Genomic DNA, 21,818 nt, shown 5'->3' with positions numbered 1-21,818 from the left:
GGGTCTGAAGCAGATTTGGTGCAGTCCAACTTGCCAAGCGCTATATATCGGCAGGTTTTGGAGGAGATTGCCGATGGCGTCACAGTTTTCACGGCGGGATTTCCTGCCAGCAGGTCTCAAGGCCGATCAGGTCGAGCTTGTTGGGAACACGGTCCGGATCCACTCGCGTTCCGCCAAAGCCGCGGCAGCGTGCCCGCGCTGCGGCACGGTTTCACGTCATGTTCACAGCAGATACCGCCGACGGCCTGCCGATCTGCCTGCGCATGGCCGGAAGGTGGAACTGGTCCTGTTGGTTCGCCGATTTCGCTGCTGTGCTCCGCAGTGCCCGGCCAGGATATTTGCGGAGCGGTTCCCACCTGCGGTAACCCGGCCGCATGCGCGGCGTACCTCCCGTCTGCAAGGACTGGTCCGGCACCTCGGCCTGGCACTCGGCGGGCGCCCGGCACAGGCGCTCGCCGCACGGCTCCTGCTGCCGGTCAGCAAGGATACGTTCCTCCGCAGCATCCGGGGCGCGGCGACGGCCTCAAGCAGTGATCTCCGCGTCATAGGTATTGACGACTGGGCTTGGCGAAAGGGGCAGAGATACGGCACTTTGATCTGCGATCTGGAGCGACGCCGGGTCATTGATCTCCTTCCAGATCGAGAACCGGCCACGGTCGAGGCCTGGCTGCGGGCCCGTCCGGGGATCGAGGTCGTCGCCCGCGACCGCAACGGAGGCTATGGTGGTGCCGTTTCACGGGCCTTGCCAAAGGCGGTTCAGGTTGCCGACCGCTGGCACCTGTTGGAGAACGCGAGCACGGCTTTCCTGGCCGCCGTACAGCGTAACATGCCTGCCATCCGCAAAGCCATCGGCGCAAATGCACTGGATCCAAAGCTTCTGACGGCAGCGGAAAAGCTTCAATATGAGGGCTTTCAGCGCCGCCAACAAACCAACCGCATGGTTCGCCAGATGGCCGATGACGGCACTCCGATCAGACGCATCGTGCGCCTGACCGGATTGAGCCGCGGGCTGGTCCGCCAGATCATCCGTGGTGAGCGCGAAGACGTCTTTCGCATTCGCGAGAGCAGTCTGACCCCTTGGCTACCGCGTCTGGAACGGGAATGGAACGGCGGCTGCCGAAACGGCGCAGAGCTCTGGCGCCGACTGCGGGCAGATGGTTTCCAGGGCAGCCTCCGCGTCGTTGGAGAATGGGCCACGCGCCAGCGCCGTGCCGAGCAGGCCGCGCCGTCGGGTACAGAAAAGTCGCCGCCCGCGCGCAAGATTGCTCGTCTCCTGACCTTGGGCCGGGATCATCTGTGCAAGGCCGATGCCATCCAGGTTGCAAGGATCGAAGCTTCGCTGCCTGCCCTCGCTGCAGCCCGCAGGATGACGGACCGGTTTACGGACATGGTACGCAATGCTCGCGAAGACGCGCTGGAAGGATGGCTGAATGAAGCGGAGGACGGGCTGCTCGGTGCTTTCGCCCGCGGGCTTCGCCGGGATCAGGTGGCGGTCGCCGCAGCCCTGCGTGAACCATGGTCGAACGGACAGACAGAGGGCCAGATCAATCGATTGAAGACGCTGAAACGCCAGATGTATGGCCGCGCCAACATAGATCTGCTCAGGGCACGCCTCGTCACGGCATCTTAGCCACCAAGGTGCATCAACTTTGAGTCAGACCCAATATTGGACGCCGATAAGGGGTCAGCATTGGATGCCGATTGACACAATCCCGAACGAGTACATGCCTGCATGCATCAGACGGCTGGCAAAGTCCTCCGTCATAACGCTGTCATGCATGGTTATCTCCGCTGTCTGGCAGAAGGTCTCGAGGATTTGCATTCCAACTGCCAAGTCGACGGATGGGTCCAGGCTGCGCATCTTGATCTTGATGTAGCGCCGGTCGAGTTGCGTATCCGAATTCAGGACCTCTTCGAATTCCGGCATGCCAACCAGTATCGGCATGAAGCGATGACCGCCGGGTTGCACGATGGATTTCAAATACGCCTGCAGATCTTTGCGATCTTGAGGGCCCGCAGCGCGAACATGCTGGATTTCGTCAAGAATCAGGATGCGTGTTTCCAGCTCTGCCATGTAGTTGCAGGCTTTGGACCACAGAGTCTTTGCCGAGCCTGTCGCACCCGTCCACCCATATTCCTGCACAACCGCTTGGGCGAGGTCGCGCAGCGACGCTTTGCCACCAAGGGCACATTCCAGAAAGGGCCGGTAAGGATCACCAATGTTGGTTTCCTCCAAGCCCAAGCACAACAAAGCATGGATTACGCCAGCGGTCTTTCCGCTTCCCGATTTCCCGAGAACTGCGAGTGCAGGCGCATCAAAGCGAGAGCCAGACTTAAGCGCATAATCGAATTCAGCGTATGGCGTGCCCCCATCGGGTGGTCCGGTTTGATTGTTAGTGCATCGTGGGTCTCTGGTCCATTGGAACGGTGCTTTCTGGCGCGGGTGGGCGATAGCCTAATGCGCTGTGCGGTCTGACGGTGTTGTAGTGGATGCGCCATTGCTCGATCAGTATTTGGGCTTCCCGCAAGCTTTAGAAGATTTCACCATTCAACAGCTCGTCCCGGAACCGGGCGTTGAAGCTTTCGCAGTAGCCGTTCTCCCAGGGTGATCCTGGCTCGATGTAGGCGGTTTTGGCCCCGACCGCCGCGATCCAGTCGCGCACCTTTTGGGCGATGAACTCCGGCCCGTTGTCGGATCTTATGTATTCTGGCGGGCCACGCAGGATGAACAAATCGGTAAGCGCATCGAGCACGTCGGTTGAGTTGAGCTTGCGATCGACGCGGATCATGAGGTGTCCCTCCCCCGTGTCCCATCCCACTATCACCGGGACAGGACGGGACAGGGTGGGACAGGCTGAGTTTGTCCCAAATGCCCACCCAGACGACATTGCGAGCTATGTGAAGAAGCGCGCTCTGTCGTTTCGGTGCTTTGTGCCTTGATTGACCGTTTTGGTTGTTTGTCGCGCGCGGTGCCCTCTGTCTCCGCACCGGGCAAGGTAGACCAAGCGAGGTGGCCCGGCGCAGCAAATCGCCTGCGACAGGATGGTAAAGCTTCGTGTTGAACCGCGCGTTTGGTTTGGGTCCTTCCGGGTCCTCGACCCCATGCGGGTAATTCGCCGCGCATGCAAACGGGAAATGTGGGGTAATATAATACCTACAGAATTGAGTTGTTGTTGTTGATTCCTGACGAAATCCAAGCGAGGCGCGTAGTCTGCTCCGAATGGTCTGGGCTTGATGGTTGTGGGACTAAATGATTGCTGAGCGGTGCGGATTGGTGATTACTGATCCCCCAGCAGTTCCACACCGAACTTCAATGCGCGACACTGGCCCGACTTGGGACTAACTTGGTAAGTTGGGACTAGCTTGGGATTAGCGAAAGGTGTTAATCCCAACCTTAAGTGCCTGTTTTTATGCCGTTAAATCTTGTATTCCTTTCATTTGGGATTATGGGATTAGTTTTCCCGTATACATATGAGGCAACGCACAATGCGCGCATTTTACGTGCGTTTGTATGTGAGGGCCGGGTTTCTTGGTCCCAAAGTCCCTTAGTCCCAACCGGATCACTAATCCATTGATAGAAAGAGGGTTTCCACCCCGAACCCCGGAATTGTTGATCCCAAGCTAGTCCCAAATCAGCCCTGTTAGTCCCAAACTCGGGACTAATACCACCCAAATCCCGATCATCCGGGGGTTCCCGATGTCGCCGCGTGCTCCATTTCCCGAATGCCTGCTCCGATGGGAGCACTCGCAGACCGGGTTTACTGCTTCATAAGGCGAACGCCTGCACCCCCTCCATTTTCAGCAATGAACTCCACCCCAGCCTTCGCCAGCGCAGAAGTTATGGCGTTCTCAACGACGGCAGACATGTTTGATGAGTTGTTGTTTGTCTCTGCTCTTCGAATAGTTGCCACCCCCACGGAAGCCATATCGGCAAGTTCCTGAGCGGAAATGTTGAGCAGCGCCCTTGCGGCCCTAAGCTGCGCCCCACTGATTGTTTTCAGATCATTTGATTTCATGTTGATCACTCTTCAATCGATTGATATGAACCATATCATGTGAGCTCTTAGCTATCACCTTTTAAGGTTCACGACAACAAACAACCAACCAAGGAACTGATCATGAATTATTCCCTGACCTCTGATTTCGGCACGCCCGCCGAGCACCTCAACACCCTTGCAAACCTCGTGGAACTCGCCTTGTACGCGCCGGAAGGCGAGATCACGCATGAGGGGCGTGTCGCGCTTCAACGGGCCACGAGGCAGATTGTCGTTCTCTCAGGCGGGCTCATTGAGGCACACGCAGACAATTCATGAGGTGACGTGGCAGTACCCGAGCAAGAAAAACATCGTAGCCGCGATGTTTTTCTTGACGTCGTGGGGTACCTTAGTGCAAAAACATCAATACTTCTATGTTTTATCAAGGATCACGAAATGAAATCTGAAATCAAGGACGGGCTGTTCACGTCCACGCAGGCAAGCGAACTGCTGGCGATGAACGTTCAAACTCTACGCGAATGGCAGCGCAAGAAATACATTTCTCTGCCGGATACTGGCGGATGGCAACGTTACCGGTTGCAAGACGTCTTTGCCATTTTCACGATGGATCGGGTCTTACAGTCCGGTGTCAAGCATGAACTGGCGGCTTCCATCGCGGAGTATGCCTACCCTATGTACGTGAGGATTATGAAGGACATCGAAAACCGAGTCCCAGCGGATCAGCAAACATTTCGATTGCTTGTATTGGCGGCACCCAATCAAGACACATCTTTTCAATTGATCTCTGGTCCCGAAGAACTTCACCGAAAGCTGGACTACCGGGCAGATCGGTCAACACTCTCTCTCCTTGTCGATTTCCGCGATATCTTTGAGGACATGAATTTTGCATTGGAATACCATACCTATTCTGAGGGCGAGCGGATGTACTGGAAGTCCGAAGCTGGTATTCGCCCGTGAGAACCTACAGCGCCGACAAAGTGCTCGCGAGTTCTGTTTCGCAGTTTGGTGGGCAATCTGAAATCACCTTCTCCGGCGTCGTCGGCATCGACTTTGATCCCGAAACCGTCTCGGACGCGCTCGCCCTGTGTTCCGGGCCTGTTCGTATCCGGTTGAATTCCGGCGGCGGGATCGCGTTTGATGGCGCTGCGATCCATGCGGTTCTGTCCGACTATCGCGGTCACAAAACGATCATCGTTCAGGGCATCGCCGCAAGCGCCGCGTCCGTGATGATGATGGCGGGTGACCGGATCGAAATGGCTGCGGGGTCGGTTCTGATGATCCATGATCCTTCACAGGACATCACCAGCTATCGCGGGACCAGCGAAGAACACCGGCGGGTTGCCGACAGCCTGGACACGATTTCAGAGGCGGTCGCTCAAATCTATGCGCGGCGGTCGGGCAAGCCGATCAGTGAAATACGGCAGATCATGGCGGCTGAAAGCTGGTTCACGCCAGAGGAAGCGGTTGCGGCGGGCTTCGCGGATGTCGCGTTGACCGATGGCGAGCAAGCGCCCCCGGCTGAATTTGACTACCGGGCCTATGCCCACTCCCCTTCAAACCTGATCCAGATGGCCGTTCGGAATGATTGGATCAACGATTTTTCGAAGGCAAGCAACATGGCAAACCAATCGACAGTTCAAACCGAAATCACCGAGCCCACAGCGGCACCCGCCAGCCTTGCGCCGGTTATGAGCGCGGCGGATCGCAGCGATCCGCACAAGGAGTTGAAGCGCGTGAAGGCGCTGACCCACTTGGCAATGCGACCCCTTGCGCAGCGCGTGAACGCACCGGCCCGCCTTGATGGATGGATCAATGAAGGAGTTACACTTGAAGCGGCGCAAGCGTTTGTAACGAATGAACTTGCAGCGCAAGACCCCGTTATTCGCCGGGCACCGGATGAGGCTCACTATGCCCGTGTTTCGGTCGGTCACTCTTGGGACAGCGGCGACGGGCTCAACAAGAAAATCGTGGATGGTATCTATTCGCGTGTGAACCGGGCGCATCAACCGACGATGGGCCGCGAATTTGCCGGCGCATCGCTTTCGGAAATCGCCGACATCTGCTTGCAACAAAACGGCAAGAGCGCCGCAATGGCCTCTGTTGCCTCGCGCGTGGAAATGGCGCTGCACGGCACCAGCGACTTCCCCAACATCCTGCGCGACGTGGGCAACATGTCCCTGTCGAATGCCTATGAGGCGTCACAATCGGCAATCAAGCAGACCAGCCGGGAAATCGCCGCATCGAACTTCCGGGCGCTCCATTCCGTCAAGGTGTCGGCTGGCCCCGATCTTGAGGAAGTCGGCGAGCAAGGCGAGTTCAAGGCCGGAACGATTGAGGAAGGCGACGAAACCTTCGCCGTCAAGACCTATGGCAAGATTTTCGGGATCACCCGACAGGCCATCGTCAATGACGATCTCGACGTATTCTCCAACATGTTCCCGCTGCTCGGCCAAGGTGCCGCCAACACCGAGGCGAAACTGTTTGCCGGGTTGCTGGAAGAAAACGCCGGGCTTGGCCCCAGGCTTTCGGATGGCAAGACATTGTTTCACGCTGATCACGGCAATCTTGCGCCCGCGTCGGGAACTCTGTCCGTGGCAAATCTGGGTGCAGCGCGGGTTGCGATGCGCCGCCAGACCGGCCTTGCCGGTGAAGCGATCAACGTGGTGCCTGCCTTCCTCGTCGTACCGCCTGAGCTGGAAACACTTGCCGAGCAAGTCCTAACCGAGATCGCGGCAAGCGAGGTGGCGAATGCCAATCCGTTTGCGGGCAAGCTGAAACTACTTGTCGAGCCCCGCTTCACCAGCGCAAGCGCATGGTACGTGTGTGCCGCTCCCGGTGCCCCTGACAGCTTGCAGCATGCCTATCTGGACGGTGTGACCGGGCCTCAGCTTTTCACGCGCGAGGGCTTCGAGGTGGATGGTATCGAATACAAGGTCCGCATGGATTTCGGAGCGGGCTTCACCGACCATCGCGGCTGGTACATGAGCCCGTCGGCATAAGCTGAGGGTTCGGCTTACCGCCGTTGACATCGTGTGGCCGGGAACTGGGTCTCCCATCGTCACACGTATCGGGTGCTTGGTTGTCGACAGGCTGAGCATCCACACTCGCCCCGGTGAGGTTCCAACCTTGCCTTACCGGGGCAATTTTTCGGGGTACGAACATGTCCAATTCTGCAATTCCATCGAATGTTCCCGCGATCTGCGTCAGCAAGTCCAGCGCCGCCGCCATGCTCAACTTGTCACCCGGCAAGTTCTCCGAGCTGGTCGAGACAGGTGCGATGCCGAAGCCCCGCTGTGTCGGTTCTCGCCGCCTGTGGCTGGTGACTGAGCTCTATACCTGCGCGGCGGCGTTGCCTTCGCAGGACGAGGAAGATACTTGGGGCGACCTCTGATGGCTCGCCGGATCAAACGCGAGTTTCCGGGGGTCACCGCTTACTTTGATCGCCACCGAAAGCGTCGCTATCGGTTCCGCAAAAAGGGCTTCTCAACCGAAATCCACGGTGAATACGGGTCGGATGAGTTTCGCCGGAACTATGAGCGGGCGCTCAGCGGTTACAGGTCGCAGGAAATCGGCGCACAGGCGACCAAGCGAGGCACGATCAATGCGCTGGTCGTGTCCTACTACAAAAGCCCTGAGTTCGTATCCCTCAAGGATAGCACCAAATCGACCTATCGGCGGGAAATCGAGCGGTTGCGCGAGGATCATGGTCATAGGCTTGTGAAGCAGATGAAACGGCAACATGTGATCAAGTTGCTGGAACCCATGACTGATCGACCATCCGCCCGAAACAACCGGCTGAGAATGCTTGGCATGCTCTTGAACCATTCAATTGAGATTGGGTGGAGAACAACCAACCCGGCGTCTGGGATCAAGAAAATGCGCACCAACGCGCAAGGCTTCCACACTTGGACGGAAGATGAGCTTCAACAGTTCTTCGAGTATCACAAGGCGGGCACTGTAGCGCACACGGCGGTCACGCTGATGCTCCACACCGCCTGCGCCCGCTCAGATGTCGTCAGGCTCGGGTGGCAAAACCTCAAAGGTGATCGTTTGCAGTACCGTCGCCAAAAGACAGAGGGGGTCTCGACGGTGTTGATTAATATTCCGGTTCATCCGGTATTGAGGAAGGTGCTGGAACAGCTCCCGAAAGACCGGCTCACCTTTCTTGAAACGCGAAATCGGCGGTCAAGAACCGCAAACGGGCTCGGAACAGCTATGCGGAAATGGTGCGATGATGCGGGCTTACCACAGTGCTCAGCTCATGGCCTTCGCAAAGCTTGCGCCACGAGGCTCGCCGAGGCGGGAGCAACGGAGCGCGAAATCATGGCTTGGACGGGTCATAACTCCCCAAAGATGGTGCAGGTTTACGCTGGCAAAGCACGTCGCGGCCTGCTCGCAGATCACGGATTTGAGAAGCTACTCAAGAACGAACAGGGTTCAAAACTTGACGAACCCAACAAGAAAGGTTCGACAAAATGAGCAGAAAAACAAGTGAAAACAGCGGCATGGGTGAAGCATTGGCTGGGGTGGTAGGATTCGAACCTACGATACACGGTACCAAAAACCGCTGCCTTACCACTTGGCTACACCCCAACGGTGAGCGGCTAATTAAGCTGCGACGGCGGGGGGTGCAAGACCTGAATTGTCAAAAATGCCTTATTCTTCGGGTGCCCTGGCGGTCAGCAGGTCATCTGCGTGTTGTGAAAGCCGTTCTTCGGCGACGATTTGATCCAGATCGCTGTCCGCGGTGGCCGCGACGTCCGGCGGGGAGGGGTTTTGCCGGGGCGGGGCGGGATGAGGCGGGCGGGACGGCGAATCGCTGCGGGTTTCCGGCAGCAGCACCCGCATCCCAGGTTCGGGCATCGATATGCCGGCGGCGTCAAAGGCCTGCATCGTCATGCGGATTGCCTCGCCCCGGGCGAGCACGATCGACGTGTCGTGCTGGGCGATCCAGGCAGCGACTTGCAGGGTGATCGTGCTGTCGCCCACGGTCTCGATCCAGGCAGAGGCAGCGGGGGTTTGCAGCACAAATGGCAGCGATTTGACGGTGTCTAGCGCGAGTTGGCGGGCACGGGCCAGATCGGTGTCGGGCGCGACGCCCAGTTCGAAGAGAAACCGGCGCTCGTCATTGCGCGTGTAATTCACGATCCGGCTCTTGAACACGGTGGCGTTGGGGATCCGGATATGATTGCCATCAAAGCTGAGCAGGATCGTGGCGCGGCTGGTCAGGCGGATTACCTTGCCGGTATCGCCCTCGATCTCGATCGTGTCGTTGGGACGAAACGGTTGGCGGATCGACAGCAGGATCGACGCGATGAAGTTCTCGACCGTGTCCCGCACCGCGAAACCGATGGCCAGACCGACGATGCCCGCCGCCCCGAGGATCGTTGACAGGAGCGCGGTTGCGCCGAGGATGTCGAGCGCAATCACGACCCCGGCAACGATGAACACCAGCCTGACGAGTTGGCGGTAGATATCCGCGATGAAGGCGTTTGGTGCCAGCCGGTCCCAGGGACGCCGAAGCCGCGCCAGAAACATGCCGGCCAGGACCACCAGCGCGAAAACCCCGATGGCGATGCTCAGCAGCGGCAGGAAGGCGATGGCCTGCCTCAGCCGATCCTGAAAGCGCAGGATGGCCGGGTTCAGGCGTTCGACGACATCGGTGGTCTCGGTCACCTCGTTCTCGATTGCCACGACCCCTTCGATGCGGCTGGTCAGGGCGGTCAGCCGGCGCGCGGTCTCGCCGTCGAGCGTATGACCGCGCAGGGTGACGATCCCCGATGTGACGGAAACGGTCACATCCTCGAAGCCGTCCAGCTCGGTGAGGATGTCGCGAATGCGATTGGCAATGGCGGCGTCCTGTGCGGCGCTGTCTTCGATCTCGATCGGACCGGTTGGCTGGTCGTCCTGCGCGCCGGACAGCGTTGGAAACAGCAGGAGCAGACAGATGATCAGAACACGCATGACAGGTCTCTCGGGTTGGTCTGGCCCAAGGTGGCCCAGCCATCGGCAAATGCCAACCGGATCCATCGGACAGGACCGCCGCGATCAGGTGGGGCGCGTCGTGTCGTTGGCCCCCGCCATCCGGCGCTGGTTCGTCCCCGGCTGGCAATCGTCCCGGCGCGTGGGACAATTGATGTTGGTGACACGTGGCAAGGCGCGATAGGCTGGGCCCCGCGTCATCGGGAGGGAACAGATGCCAGTCACGCGCGGAATGATCGGGCACGGGTTTTATGACAGGAACTCTGCGCCCCAGCTGTCTTCGATTGCCCATGTGCTGCCCTGGCTGGATGACGCGGTCGAGGCGCTGTCACTTGACGCGGAGGGCGGAGCGGTTGGGCTGGCGGATTTCGGCTGTTCCGAAGGGCGGAACTCGATCGCCGTCATGCGGCACCTGATCGACGCCTGCCGCAGGTCCACTGCGCGGCCGATCCAGACCATTCACAGCGATCTTCCCACCAATGATTTCTCCGAATTGTTCCTGCATCTCGCGCCGCCGGATGGAGATGTCTGGGAAACGGACAACGTGTTTTCCGCGGCGGTGGGCGGATCAATGTTCGACCAGCTGTTGCCGCCCGGCTCGGTGACGGTTGCCACGACGTTCAACGCCATCGGGTTTCTCAGCCGGCGGCCGGTCGAGCGGCTTGCCGATTACATCCTGCCCAACGGACCCAGCCAGCGTGGTGGCGTCGGCGCGGTGTCAGGAGCAGACCGCACGGCGTTTGCGGCACAGGCCCGGGCGGATGTCACGGCCTTTGCCACTGCCAGAGCCGCCGAACTGGTGCCGGGCGGCAAGCTGCTGGTTCAGGTTTTCGGTGCAGGCGACGAACGGCGTACCTGTGACGGTATCTATGACGTTCTGAACGATGCGGTTCTGGACGCGGAGGCGACCGGGATGATCGGCAGGGATGCCTATGAGACCTATTACCAGCCGGTCTATTTCCGAACACTGGACGAACTGGTTGCGCCCTTTTCGGATAGGGCATCGCCGCTCCGTGACCTGTTCACGCTGGAGCGCGCCGAAACCTACGAAGTGCCGGTCCCGTTTGTCGAAACCTTTCACGAGACAGGCGATGTTGCGCAATATGCCGCCGCCTATACGGATTTCTTCCGTGCCTTTACCGAAGAGGTTCTCAGGCTGAACTTTGCCGATCACCCGGATCTGCAAGGGCTTGTCGATTACGTCTATGCGCGCGCGCAAAGCCGGGTTCGCGCCGATCCTGACCGCTATCCGTTTCACTATGTCGCCATTGCCGCCCTTCTGACACGCAACGGATAGCGGCGGGCATGGCCAGCCGTGGCCCCGGAAATTCCGGCAACGGGCTGATTCGCGGTGACCCGGCCTTTATCCCGCGAGGCAGCACAGGTGCCGGTTTGTGTTCACCAAAGCCGTGATTTGAGCGCCGGCACGTTTCAATTCGGTCACAAATACAGGACATTCGGGATTGAACGCTTGAAAAACCACATGAAAAGCATCATCTAGCCGCACGCCCTGCCGTTTGGCGGGACCCATCACTATGGAGACAACATGGCCAAGGAAGATATCCTCGAATTCCCCGGTGTCGTGAAGGAACTCCTGCCGAATGCGACATTTCGGGTCGAACTTGAGAACGGCCATGAGATCATCGCACATACGGCAGGCAAGATGCGCAAGAACCGCATCCGCGTTCTTGCCGGCGACAAGGTTCAGGTCGAGATGACCCCCTATGATCTGACCAAGGGTCGGATCAACTACCGCTTCAAGTAACGCCACCTTCATGGCGTTCATTCTCGGATCGGGCAGCCCCCGGAGGCTGGACCTGCTGGCGCAGCTTGGCCTGACGCCCGACGCGGTGCGCCCGCCCGAGATCGACGAAGATCCGCACAAGGGCGAATTGCCACGACCCTATTGCAGCCGCATTGCCCGCGAAAAGGTCGCGGCCGTTCAGGCCGGGCCGGATGACGTTGTGCTCTGCGCCGATACAACCGTGGCGCTTGGGCGTCGCATATTGGGCAAACCCGCCAATGCGGGCGAGGCCGCCGCGTTTCTGTTGGCCCTGTCAGGGCGCCGCCATCGGGTCATCACCGCCGTCGCGGTCCGGCGGGGGAGCGAAATTCGCGAAACCGACGTGGTCAGCACCGTGCGGATGAAGCGCCTCTCGGATGACGAGCTCAACGCCTATCTGGCCACCAATGACTGGCAGGGCAAGGCCGGTGCCTATGCCATCCAGGGTCCAGCCGGTGCCTTTATCCCGTGGATCAGCGGATCGTTCACCGGGATCGTCGGCTTGCCGCTCGCCGAAACCGCAGGCATTCTGCACACCATGGGCGTCATGCCGAACCGGGGAACGACATGAAGGGACGCTGTATCATTCTGGACCATCTGCAAGGCCGCGAAGCCGCCGCGCTGATGGTTGACGGACGGCTTGACGACTTTCTGATCGAGAGCGACGCGCCCACACCCGGAACGATCTATCGCGCCCGCGCGGATCGGCCGGTCAAGGGCCAGGGCGGCATGTTCCTGACAACGCCCGATGGTTCGGCCTTTCTGCGGCAGGTCAAGGGGCTCGCGCCGGGGCAGTTGCTGCTGGTGCAGGTGACAGGCTATGCAGAGCCAGGCAAGGCGACGCCCGTGACGCAAAAGCTGCTCTTCAAAAGCCGCTATGCCATCGTCACGCCCGATGCACCGGGTCTGAACCTGTCCCGCAGCATTCGCGACGAGACCGAACGCGACCGCCTGCTCGAAATCGCGCATGATACGATTGGCGACGCCCCCTACGGCCTGATCCTGCGCTCGTCCTGTGCCGGTGCCGATGCCGACGAGATCGCCGAGGATATCGCGCGCATGGCCAACCTGGCGCACCAGGTGCTCAACGATACGGGGAGCGAGGCGGAAACCCTGCTCGACGGCGACGGACCGCACCTGCTTGCCTGGCGCGACTGGATCGAACCCGCCGAGATCGTGACCGATACCGAGGGTTTCGCCCAGCATGGGGTGCTCGACGCCATCGATCTTGCCCGAGGGGCGATGGAACCGCTCGCGGGCGGCGGGCACATGTTCATCGAACCCACCCGCGCATTGGTGGCGGTGGATGTGAACACCGGCCCGGACGCTTCGCTCGCCGCCGGTATCAAGGCCAACCTGGCCTGCGCCAGGGCCCTGCCCCGCGCCCTTCGGATCCGCGGCCTGGGCGGGCAGATCACGCTTGACCTCGCGCCGATGCCCAAGAAGGACCGACGCGGCTTCGAATCCGCCCTGCGCGCCGCCTTCCGTACGGATAGCGAAGAAACTGCCCTGGTGGGCTGGACACCGCTGGGGCATTACGAACTGCAACGCAAACGGGGCCGTCCGGCTTTGGGCGGACCGAGCAAATGACATGCCCGATCTGTGGCGAGGAAACCCGGCACCGCCATCGCCCTTTCTGCTCACGCCGCTGCGCCGACCGCGACCTGGGAAAGTGGCTGAACGGATCTTACGCTGTTCCATCCCAGGAAGCCGAAGACCTCGAAAGCGGCCTCGATCAGGCAGAGCCATACACCCAACGCCCAAATTGATCACCCACAACGCAAAAAGCCTCTGGACACCATCCCGCGCAACGCCTAGAACGCCCGCACCCAAAGGCCAATGCCTTTCCGTTGCCCGGGTAGCTCAGGGGTAGAGCAGTGGATTGAAAATCCTCGTGTCGGTGGTTCGATTCCGCCCCCGGGCACCACTTAAAAAGCTGAAATGATTGTGTTTTCCGCTCATGACTGATCCTCGTTTCGGTCAGGTTTGACGCTTTTCTGCGAAGGTTTGACACTTTCGGCCCGCCTTCGGTTCTCTTCTTCCAATGTCGCCATGGTCTCGCGGTTCTTGTCGGCAAGGTTCGCAGACCGAGAATAGTGCCGCGCCATGGACGGGGTTTTCTGCCCCAGAAGGTCCGCGATGCGGCGTTCATCGAGGCCTGCTTCGCGCAAAGTTGTGGCGACCGTGTGCCGCAAGCCCTTGAGGGTCAGGCCTTTTTCGATAAGGCCTTCATTCTCAAGGGCGGTTTTGAAGCGGTGCCACACGGTCGAGAAGCCGTTGTAGGTCCACGCTTCGCCGCGCGAATTGGAAAGCACAGTTTCGGCGTTATGGTCCGGCATGCGGTCGAGGGCGGCTTGCAGAGTAGGGCTGACCGGAATCGCGACCTCTTCGCCCGTCTTGCCACGCACGCCCCATATCGTGCCGTCATCAACCTGATCCTTCCGCAGTCGCAGGGCATCGGACGGATCGAGGCCGGTGTTCATCATCAATGCGAGGGCCACGCGGACATAGGGCTTGGCTTTGCCCAAGACAGTGTCGCGTTCTTCGATAGTCCAAGGCCGGTTGGCATAGGCGCGGTCGCGCGGGCGGCGCTTGGGAATGACATCCTTTGCGAAATTGGCAGAGATGAGACCCTTCGGAATGTTGTAGCGAAAGACCTCGCTGAGAAGCGTGCGGACCATGTTCGCGCGCCGCCAGCCAATCTTCTTCGCAGCCTTGTCGTGGATGCCTGCAATCAGAGGCGTGTCGATCACATGGATCGGCGTGTCGCGGATCGGCTCAAGGAAGTCAGCGCACTTGCGATAGTCGCGACGGGTAGCTTCGGCCAGGTTCTGAAAGTGTTCAGTCCCAAAGTAGGACTGGATCAACCCGCCCAAAGTCCCCGCCTTGGGCGCTTTCGCCCGTTGCGCTTCGGCGATGGCGCGTATCGTTTCACATTCGGCAAAGAACTCGGCGGAACCTATAGGCGCGTGGGAAAGGTCAACCTTGTGGCCGGTCTCGCGGTGATAGCATCGCTGCTTGCCGTGCCGGTCCTTGAAAATCTTGAACCCCTTGACCCGCACCTGTGTCATCAAAGGCGGTCCAGAATGGTTTCGCGCGTGTCGGTCACAGACCCAGACTTCACATCATCGATCCAGAGATCGAGATCACGGCGATCCCAGAGAAGCGTGCCTTGTTTCAATTCAACCGGGCGCACTGGACAAGCGGTCTTGAAATGCTTCACCGGCAACCCGGCATAGCTCGCGGCCTCGGACTGCCTGAACATGCGCTTATCTACCACGTTAATATTGAGATTTGTCGTCGCCATGGCCTGACACCCCCATCAATTTGCTGCCGAACCCTCGGCACTTTTGACCTTGGTCGCGTTCCTCTGAAACCGCTCCCAGCCGCTCATCGTCAGCATCTTGGTCTTCGATGATATCTCCACGAACTCCAGTTTCCCGGTGTTCATGAGGCCGCGAATTTGCGCAGGACTTAGCCCGACAATCTCGCTGAGCTGTTTGGGAGAGAGAAGACGTTCCTGGGTCAATTTCAGCCTCCACTGCTGGATATGAATGGAATCGCTTGTTCCGCACCTTTTGACATGCTCAGATGGCCATAGGATAGGAATAACGTCATTTTGTGCAGTTTCGCTCGTTATGACGGTTGCGTCAATGGGAACCTCGCATGCCGCAGGACAATAGGTCAGTTTTCGCTTCTATGGGCGCGCGGCTCGCAATCGCGCGAAATGAAGTCGGCCTGACACAAACAGCCATGGCAGAGGCGATTGGCGTCTCCCATCGTGCCTATCACAGCTATGAAAAGGGCCAGCGCGGTTTGCCGGTCGAAGCCCTCGTGGCGATGGCCGACCGGTTTGAGGTTGATGCTGCGTGGATTTTGCTTGGAACTAAGGCTGTTCGCGCGGCGCATGACTTCGAGGCGCTGAAGCGGATCGAGACTTCACTCGATCAGCACCTGAATGAAGAAGACATCAAAATTAAAAGTGAAAAGCGCGGGGCCATCGTCGCGCGTTGGTACCAGTCGCATGTCGAGGGGCGGGAAGTAACGGATGATGACGTTCACACTTGGATCGAACTCGTAAGGGAGTAAGCAGATGCAAAAACCAAGCGACCAACGGAAACGAACACGCCTAGCAACTCTAGCTCGAGTGCAACGGACTGCATTCGACCCGCTCTTCCCAATTTTTTGTTGCCATTTGTGGGCCTGTGTATTGTTTTTAATTGGTTTTATGCACTTCAGTGTCTTTGATCAGGGCTATGGTTACACGGTATTCACAGCGCTCTTAGCGATTTGCTCTGCGGTCGCAGGAGCTCTGATCCCTGTACTCAGCGGCTCGGTTGTGGCGTTGTACTTCGTGAACACGAGACTGAACCGATTGATTCGCGAATAACGCAAAATACGGACTTCTAAGTGGGCTAGATTTTGTGCTCCATTCTGCAGATTTCGGCTGTTGGAACGGTTGTATGCATCAAAATTTGTGCTGAAAGCGAAGTCGGCTTTGATCGTGTGTGAGTAATGATCGGCTGAAGGGCCTCTTCTACCAGGGTGCAACGGGAGTAATCGATGGAGCTAATGAACCAGCCTTTCTCCGGGCAGCTCGGGGATCGCATCATAGAATTACTTGGTTCAGCCGAATATCACACACTGAACATCGCTGTTGCCTTCGCAAAAAATAGCGGAGTGCTCAGGATCAAAGATGCTCTAGCGCAATTTAGGGCGGGCGGCGGTACAGTAAACGCGTATGTCGGGGTGGATCTTGGAGGAACTTCTTACGAGGCTTTGACGGCTCTTTTGCTTCACACGGATTCACTGAATGTGGTTCATTCCGAACGCGACCAAACGTTTCACTCGAAGATTTATCAATTTTCTGGTGACGACAATGGGCTTCTGGTTGTCGGTTCCCACAACCTCACTGGCGGTGGATTGTGGACTAATTTTGAAAGCTCAGTGCATATCCCGATCAATGGGGAAGGTACGAGAGAAGCTGAAATCTCAAAAGAGATAAGCGAGTATTTTCAAAAGCTTGCTGGTCTGGAAGCTTCGTTTATGCCGATCACAAATCAAGAGGAGATCGAGAAACTTCTAGACGAAGGATATGTAACGAAAGAAGTTGCGGATCGTGTCCGAAGAGCCGGTGCAGCCAAAAAAGATGGCTCGAAAGAGCGGTTGTTCGGGAACGGTGCACCAGCAAAGCTTCCGCGTCTAACCTCTATTGACCGGGAGGCTCCAAATGAGCAGGCAGCCGCGAATGAGCAAGAAGCTCCTACACCAACCGTTCCAGCCCCAGTTGAGATAACAAAGGTTGAAGTAGAGGAATCAAACCAGACGATTTGGTTTGAGACCAGGGAGATGACTGGCGGGTCGAGAAATATTCTTGATTTATCAAAGAGGTCCTTGATCGAGAGCGGCGATCCCACTGGCACATCTTTTGATTTGGGTGAAGCCAAGTTCATGCGTGGCGGGGTTGAATTTTTTGGACTCAGCCCGACCGATACAGATCAAGTCGCGAACATCACCATTAACTTCGAAGGGCAAGATTACTTCGGGAACACCATTCTCTACCCCGATGGGAACAATGCCAATGGGACGTGGCGGCTGCAAATAAAGGGCGAAAACTCGTCTGGTCAGAAAATCACAGACGCATTTAGAGATGAAGGGGAGGCGCACTACTTGGTGCGGAAAGTCGTTACGTTCACCAAGGTCACGGACGACTACTTTTACTTGTCAGTCTTCCCTGAGTCTGATCTTGAAGAATTCAAAGAAGCTTCAAACATCTTGGCAAGAAACGGAAGTTCACGAAACGCAAGATTTTTGGGGCTGCTTTAAAAGCGACAGAGCCATTCCTGGTGTTTGCCCTTTCGAACGCCACTGATGCCCCCTTTTGCGCCACCAAACGTAAGTAGCAATGCATCTTCATTCAAAGGCACCCCTTCAGACACGAATAGGGGAGCTGAGTTAAGCCTCCGGAAACGTTCTATGAAAGACGTCAAATCGAAGCCAAAGGCGTAGCCGGTAGTGCTCTGATATGGTGGGTCCACGTAAACGACCGCATCAGTCGGGAGCTTGCTGTCCAGCAAAGTCATAATATCCATATTGAGGCACGTTACTCCGAGCATTCCCTTTGTAAGAGCTGAAACTCTACGACGGAGTTCATTTGGTGACGGCTGCATAGGATTGGCAGGGCTGCGGCGCACACTCGTTGCCGTCGGCTCCCAGTAACTCCGAAAACAGGCATTCGCCCAGTTGTCGCCTCGACGCCAGATTTGCTTACCGCCAAAGGAGCAAGCCTGAAGGATAGGATATAGTTCAGCTTCGTGTTCACCTATCGGGATTGACGAAACCGCCGACATATGAGCCTGGACTTCGTGCTTGCTGTTTGGCAGCTCCGCTAAGTACTTGTCGAAGATCTCCATATTGAATGTGCCGGAGCCGATCGCCGACCAAAAACATCCCCAGGAGCTTACATCGAGCATACATATCCTAGACGGATGAACTCCTCGATTGACCAACTCAATTGATACCGCTCCAGAGCCACAACACAAATCGTAGAACTTGGAATTCGGGCTTGGCGCAGCTTCCAAAAGTTGATCGACCATCTGGGCGGCGACACGTTGCTTGCCACCCTGATATGCGCATGGAACGCGCAGTTGGCTGCTCATGATGTTTTCCTGCGGATCAACACGCGCGCGTAAACACGCTTGCCGTTGATTATGCCTACCCCACCTCTGTCTTCAGGATGAACCCGATAGTTGACCTGCGCCAGGACTTCCGGACAGACGTTGGTGCGCGCGTTTCCGTTTGCGAGCATCACGATTTCGAATTGGTCGGGACTATATTTGTCGAGAAATGTGATCGGCACGCCCATCACCCCATCGTAATCCGAAGGTATGTCTTGGGTGCGCCCAATGTTGATTGCATCGTAGTTCTCATAGCGTGGACAATCGTCAGGGGAATAGCTGCGCGTCAACTCGATAGTCTGGCGGCGTCGATTGGTTTCTAGGTTAGTGAACCACCGTACTCCCTTCACGCGAATGAAGCGCCTGCCGCTTTCGTCAACACCACAACTAGCGGCGTTTAGTGGATAGTCGTCGGGCACATGAAACTTGCGATCCCCCGAACGGATCGTCTCCCCATACCAGACCCTGTTATCCCTAAAGAGAGGGAAGATTTCCTTCGTTGTTGTAGCGTTCATATTTCCAAGGATGATGAAGTCTTTCTGGTAGTCCACAAGTTGAGCAATGAATTCGCGAAAAAGGCTAAAGGGGGGATTGGTTGCAACTACGTCGGCAGCCTCCAGCAGTTTTCTGCACTCAGTCGAACGAAAATCTCCGTTGCCCTGCAGGTGCTCTAGCGAGTTGCCAGGCATTGCAAACAGTGGCTCTAAATCCAACGATCCATCTGGTCTGATCAGGGGCGTTTCAGGTACCTCCGTAACAACCGATTTGTAGGCACCGGCCATGCGCTCGAGTGGATATTCTCGCCCCGCAAAAGAGGACTCACCGAAACAGGTAGTAACAAGTGACTTTAGTCCAAGCTTGTCGAAGTGAAGAACGAAGAAGCGAAAGAACGCTGACTCAAAGGGGTCATCGCAGTTGCAAAAGACAGCCTTACCCCTAAGGTTCTCGCGGTGTTTGGCCATCTCCCTGGCGACGTCTTCGTATTGCGTGTAGAACTCGTCTTTCTTCACTAGGAAGGCATGGTTGAGAGTTGCGTTTCCTGACGTGGCATGGACTTTTGGCGTCCCAGTTTTTATTTCGAATGGCATAGTTCCCTCGCGGGCGACCGCTTTCAAAAAGGTATTGATCGCGGCAGACATGCTGAGGCCAATGTCATCAAACACCTTGCCCGCGAGTCGCTTTACCTCCGGGTCGATGCGGATAGTTGTCGTTGGTTTTGTTGACATTTTAGTTAATCCAGATTTGCCATACAATGTAGCACAACCAGTTTTGAGCTACAATGTAGCACATTGCAGGTTTCGGACTTCAAGAGCGGTCGGCACCTTGTGAAACGGATACTTCGAAACCTAGGTCCTGCATGGCTTTGAAACCCTCCCCATCTCAATGCCTTAACCCCCGCTCCGCATGGGCCTCCTGACTGTCTAGCTGCCCCTCAATCTCTCGGCGGCGGCTTTCGCTAAGGTCAAGCTCTGCTGCAAGCTCTCGTCCAGCGTCTTGTAGCTCGCCTCGTCGTTCAGCAATCCGCTCAAGGCCTTCATGGATGCGGCTTGTGAACGAATGAGCAAAGTCACGCAGTCTTTCAAGCCAGCCAGCTCCCTCTCGATCCTGCCGGTCGAGCGTGTCTCCAAGGTGGTCAAGTCTTTCGCGGAGGCCTCTGAGGCCGTCACCAACCGCTCGACGCAGGTGAGCAAGTCGCGTTCCAAGGCTGTCAGTTGGGTCATCTAGTCCTCCTCGATCCGAATGCAGGTGACGGGCCTCTCGCCTATCGTGCAGGTGCGCAGGCGCGTCTTCGACGGGTCCAGGATCAGCCATGTCCCCTCGGGCCGCTCGATCCGTGTTAGTCCCAGTCCCGTCAGCTCCGAGCGGGTCAGATGCACCGTCCAGAAGAAGCTCGCGGCCATCATCGAGGCGATCCCCGTCAGCACTATCGCCGCGATCAGCCAGGGCGAGATCGTCAGCCAGAGGCGGATCGACCTCAGCCGCGTCTCGAACAGGCTCGCCGTCTCGGTCTGAAAGCGGCGCGTATCGCTCGCGATGGTATGCTGCGCGGCGCCCACAATGTTCTTCAAATCGATCCTGAAGCTCTTGAGCTGGGACGAGATTGAGGCGACGTGTTCCTGCCTGATCTCGTCGAGCTCCGCGTTCAGTTTCTCGCTCAGCCGGGTCGGCTTGCCAGTCTTCATGGAAAACTTCTCCTTTCAGCCGCCAACGCTCGCCGGTTTCTGGATCGCGGGCGGTGATGTAGGCCTTGCCGGTGCGCGGCAGGTCGAAGCCTGCGTCGGTGAGGGCGTCGATCATGGTCGCGCGGTCGGTGATCAGGCCCATATCGATCTGGTCTTGTATCCAAGCGTGCAGCCCGTCCCGGCCTTGGGCGCGGATTGGTGCCTCGATGGTGTCGCGGACCTCTTGCGCGCGGTCCACATCCATTGGATCGGCCCAGCCGTGGCGCTGGTTCATCACGTCCCGCAGGCTGTCATAGACCTCCCTGTAGCCAGGCGACGCGATGTTGAGGCTCTTGCTCGTCGTCAGTTCCAGACGCGGCGTGCAGAAATGCAGCTCGACCCGGCCTTCGTGGCGATGGCGGACCCAGAGAACCTCATATTGCTCGGGGTCCAGCCCCGCGAAGGCCAGCCGCTCGAACTGGTCCATGACCTCGGCCTGCTGGTCCTCGGTCGGGTCGTCGCTGTCGGCAAAGCTGATCACGCCCGCACGATAGGTCCACTGGTGGCGGCTGGCATCGATCAGGGCCTCGGTGCGCTCGGGGTTGCCGCGCAGGACGTCGGGTTGCGGGTCGCGGGTGACGGTCACGGGCTGGCCATCGGCATCGCGGATCAGGTCGCGATTGTCGTCATAGGCCAGCACACGCTCGGCCACGAGGTACCCGACCGGCCCCGCACCTGCGCCTTTGCCGTTGGGGAAGAACTTGATCAGCACCGCCGCGCCTCATCGAGGAGTGCGGCGAGTTGGCGTTCGATCACCACAAGGCGGCGCGCAACGGTCAGGCTGTCGAGATCGGTGCGCCCAACCTTCATGGAGTGGTTCAGCCAGCGGGCGATCTGGTTGAGGTTGCCACCAATGCGCCCGATCGCCAGCACGAGCGCAGGGTCGACACGGGGGACGGACTTGCGGCGGCGCGCTTCGGTCAGGCCAAGCGCTTCGCGCAGAAGCGTGGAGGCAGGCAGGCCCGCGGCCACGGACTTGGCGCGCAACTGGGCCTTCTCGGACGCGGTACAGCGGAAGACGAAGGTTTCGGTCAGCGGCTCTTTGGCGGGGGCTTTGCCCGCGCCGGTGGGGTTCGAAGGGGAGGCTTGCCGCCCCTCGCAAGGTCCCGTGTCAGCAGCGCCAGCGTATGACATGGGTCGCCTTGCTGTTTGCGCTTCG

General features: G+C 58.2%; 23 protein-coding genes, 2 tRNA genes and 2 pseudogenes. 15 read left to right on the top strand and 12 right to left on the bottom strand.

Annotated elements, in window-relative coordinates:
- The first annotated feature begins 73 nt into the window (after nt 1-73).
- Nucleotides 74-1,630 carry an ISL3 family transposase gene (locus ACP15R_RS26365; RefSeq protein ID WP_424987223.1) on the top strand — a complete coding sequence of 519 codons (1,557 nt, stop codon included), beginning with the start codon at nt 74-76 and terminating at the stop codon, nt 1,628-1,630.
- Between the two features lie 54 nt (nt 1,631-1,684).
- Here ACP15R_RS26365 and ACP15R_RS26360 read toward each other — a convergent pair whose 3' ends face one another.
- The 3 genes and pseudogenes from ACP15R_RS26360 to ACP15R_RS26350 all read right to left on the bottom strand — a co-directional run bounded on the left by ACP15R_RS26360 (nt 1,685) and on the right by ACP15R_RS26350 (nt 4,016).
- Nucleotides 1,685-2,452, bottom strand: a complete 768-nt coding sequence (locus ACP15R_RS26360) for an ATP-binding protein (RefSeq protein ID WP_424988822.1) — start codon at nt 2,450-2,452, stop codon at nt 1,685-1,687.
- Nucleotides 2,394-2,792 (bottom strand): annotated as a pseudogene (locus ACP15R_RS26355) (integrase core domain-containing protein); the annotation flags it as partial. The pseudogene ACP15R_RS26355 and the gene ACP15R_RS26360, both read right to left, overlap by 59 nt.
- Before the next feature lie 966 nt (nt 2,793-3,758).
- On the bottom strand, nt 3,759-4,016 hold the full coding sequence (locus ACP15R_RS26350) for a hypothetical protein (RefSeq protein WP_424988820.1): 258 nt from the start codon (nt 4,014-4,016) through the stop codon (nt 3,759-3,761).
- A 102-nt stretch (nt 4,017-4,118) separates the two neighbouring features.
- Here ACP15R_RS26350 and ACP15R_RS26345 point away from each other — a divergent pair, with 102 nt between their 5' ends.
- From ACP15R_RS26345 to ACP15R_RS26320, 6 genes and pseudogenes are all read left to right on the top strand, one after another.
- Entirely contained in the window at nt 4,119-4,313 is a 195-nt protein-coding gene (locus tag ACP15R_RS26345; protein ID WP_424988819.1) for a hypothetical protein, read from the top strand.
- Nucleotides 4,314-4,319: 6 nt separating this feature from the next.
- Nucleotides 4,320-4,952 carry a hypothetical protein gene (locus ACP15R_RS26340; RefSeq protein WP_424988818.1) on the top strand — a complete coding sequence of 211 codons (633 nt, stop codon included), beginning with the start codon at nt 4,320-4,322 and terminating at the stop codon, nt 4,950-4,952.
- Nucleotides 4,949-5,422: pseudogene (locus ACP15R_RS26335) on the top strand (Clp protease ClpP); the annotation flags it as partial. The gene ACP15R_RS26340 and the pseudogene ACP15R_RS26335, both read left to right, overlap by 4 nt.
- The gene (locus tag ACP15R_RS26330; RefSeq protein WP_424988821.1) at nt 5,423-6,994 is read left to right on the top strand and encodes a Mu-like prophage major head subunit gpT family protein; all 1,572 of its coding nucleotides are present in this window, start codon (nt 5,423-5,425) and stop codon (nt 6,992-6,994) included.
- A 161-nt stretch (nt 6,995-7,155) separates the two neighbouring features.
- Nucleotides 7,156-7,386: a hypothetical protein gene (locus tag ACP15R_RS26325; RefSeq protein WP_424988817.1), complete on the top strand. Its 231-nt coding sequence runs from the start codon at nt 7,156-7,158 to the stop codon at nt 7,384-7,386.
- The gene (locus tag ACP15R_RS26320; protein WP_424988816.1) at nt 7,386-8,474 is read left to right on the top strand and encodes a tyrosine-type recombinase/integrase; all 1,089 of its coding nucleotides are present in this window, start codon (nt 7,386-7,388) and stop codon (nt 8,472-8,474) included. The genes ACP15R_RS26325 and ACP15R_RS26320 overlap by 1 nt, the downstream gene beginning before the upstream one ends.
- A gap of 39 nt (nt 8,475-8,513) precedes the next feature.
- On the opposite strand, the gene ACP15R_RS26315 is transcribed toward ACP15R_RS26320, so the two are convergent.
- Together ACP15R_RS26315 and ACP15R_RS26310 are read right to left on the bottom strand one after the other, a co-directional pair.
- Nucleotides 8,514-8,588, bottom strand: a tRNA-Gln gene (locus tag ACP15R_RS26315).
- A gap of 63 nt (nt 8,589-8,651) precedes the next feature.
- Entirely contained in the window at nt 8,652-9,959 is a 1,308-nt protein-coding gene (locus ACP15R_RS26310; RefSeq protein WP_424988815.1) for a mechanosensitive ion channel domain-containing protein, read from the bottom strand.
- Nucleotides 9,960-10,191: 232 nt separating this feature from the next.
- Here ACP15R_RS26310 and ACP15R_RS26305 point away from each other — a divergent pair, with 232 nt between their 5' ends.
- From ACP15R_RS26305 to ACP15R_RS26280, 6 genes are all read left to right on the top strand, one after another.
- On the top strand, nt 10,192-11,274 hold the full coding sequence (locus ACP15R_RS26305) for a hypothetical protein (protein ID WP_424988814.1): 1,083 nt from the start codon (nt 10,192-10,194) through the stop codon (nt 11,272-11,274).
- Nucleotides 11,275-11,523: 249 nt separating this feature from the next.
- Complete coding sequence (gene infA, locus ACP15R_RS26300) at nt 11,524-11,742, top strand: translation initiation factor IF-1 (protein WP_010137880.1); 219 nt, start codon at nt 11,524-11,526, stop codon at nt 11,740-11,742.
- Nucleotides 11,743-11,752: 10 nt separating this feature from the next.
- A complete protein-coding gene (locus tag ACP15R_RS26295) occupies nt 11,753-12,331 on the top strand; it encodes a Maf family protein (RefSeq protein WP_424988813.1) in 579 nt (192 codons plus the stop codon).
- Nucleotides 12,328-13,350: a ribonuclease E/G gene (locus ACP15R_RS26290; RefSeq protein ID WP_424988812.1), complete on the top strand. Its 1,023-nt coding sequence runs from the start codon at nt 12,328-12,330 to the stop codon at nt 13,348-13,350. Before ACP15R_RS26295 ends, ACP15R_RS26290 begins: the two co-directional genes overlap by 4 nt.
- Nucleotides 13,347-13,529 (top strand): DNA gyrase inhibitor YacG, encoded by a 183-nt coding sequence (locus ACP15R_RS26285; RefSeq protein ID WP_424988811.1) that lies wholly within the window; start codon nt 13,347-13,349, stop codon nt 13,527-13,529. The genes ACP15R_RS26290 and ACP15R_RS26285 overlap by 4 nt, the downstream gene beginning before the upstream one ends.
- A gap of 83 nt (nt 13,530-13,612) precedes the next feature.
- Nucleotides 13,613-13,687, top strand: a tRNA-Phe gene (locus ACP15R_RS26280).
- 31 nt (nt 13,688-13,718) lie between these two features.
- On the opposite strand, the gene ACP15R_RS26275 is transcribed toward ACP15R_RS26280, so the two are convergent.
- The 3 genes from ACP15R_RS26275 to ACP15R_RS26265 are packed head-to-tail and all read right to left on the bottom strand — an operon-like array spanning nt 13,719 to nt 15,289.
- Nucleotides 13,719-14,831 (bottom strand): tyrosine-type recombinase/integrase, encoded by a 1,113-nt coding sequence (locus tag ACP15R_RS26275; protein ID WP_424988810.1) that lies wholly within the window; start codon nt 14,829-14,831, stop codon nt 13,719-13,721.
- A complete protein-coding gene (locus ACP15R_RS26270; protein ID WP_424988809.1) occupies nt 14,831-15,067 on the bottom strand; it encodes a hypothetical protein in 237 nt (78 codons plus the stop codon). The genes ACP15R_RS26275 and ACP15R_RS26270 overlap by 1 nt, the downstream gene beginning before the upstream one ends.
- 15 nt (nt 15,068-15,082) lie before the next feature.
- Nucleotides 15,083-15,289: a hypothetical protein gene (locus ACP15R_RS26265; protein ID WP_424988808.1), complete on the bottom strand. Its 207-nt coding sequence runs from the start codon at nt 15,287-15,289 to the stop codon at nt 15,083-15,085.
- 137 nt (nt 15,290-15,426) lie between these two features.
- On the opposite strand from ACP15R_RS26265, the gene ACP15R_RS26260 reads away from it, so the two are divergent.
- Both ACP15R_RS26260 and ACP15R_RS26255 read left to right on the top strand, forming a co-directional pair.
- Entirely contained in the window at nt 15,427-15,849 is a 423-nt protein-coding gene (locus ACP15R_RS26260; RefSeq protein WP_055087110.1) for a helix-turn-helix domain-containing protein, read from the top strand.
- 474 nt (nt 15,850-16,323) lie between these two features.
- Nucleotides 16,324-17,586 carry a hypothetical protein gene (locus ACP15R_RS26255; RefSeq protein WP_424988807.1) on the top strand — a complete coding sequence of 421 codons (1,263 nt, stop codon included), beginning with the start codon at nt 16,324-16,326 and terminating at the stop codon, nt 17,584-17,586.
- Here ACP15R_RS26255 and ACP15R_RS26250 read toward each other — a convergent pair.
- From ACP15R_RS26250 to ACP15R_RS26235, 4 genes are all read right to left on the bottom strand, one after another.
- Nucleotides 17,583-18,419, bottom strand: a complete 837-nt coding sequence (locus tag ACP15R_RS26250) for a hypothetical protein (RefSeq protein WP_424988806.1) — start codon at nt 18,417-18,419, stop codon at nt 17,583-17,585. The genes ACP15R_RS26255 and ACP15R_RS26250 overlap by 4 nt on opposite strands.
- Complete coding sequence (locus tag ACP15R_RS26245; protein WP_424988805.1) at nt 18,416-19,663, bottom strand: type II toxin-antitoxin system RelB/DinJ family antitoxin; 1,248 nt, start codon at nt 19,661-19,663, stop codon at nt 18,416-18,418. Before ACP15R_RS26245 ends, ACP15R_RS26250 begins: the two co-directional genes overlap by 4 nt.
- A 154-nt stretch (nt 19,664-19,817) precedes the next feature.
- A complete protein-coding gene (locus ACP15R_RS26240) occupies nt 19,818-21,371 on the bottom strand; it encodes a relaxase/mobilization nuclease domain-containing protein (RefSeq protein WP_424988804.1) in 1,554 nt (517 codons plus the stop codon).
- Nucleotides 21,365-21,818, bottom strand: a 454-nt coding sequence (locus tag ACP15R_RS26235; protein ID WP_424988803.1) for a plasmid mobilization protein, incomplete at its 5' end; no start/stop codon positions are given. The genes ACP15R_RS26240 and ACP15R_RS26235, both read right to left, overlap by 7 nt.

This window comes from Microbulbifer sp. S227A (assembly GCF_049800935.1).
This window is presented reverse-complemented; position numbering and strand designations above follow the sequence as displayed.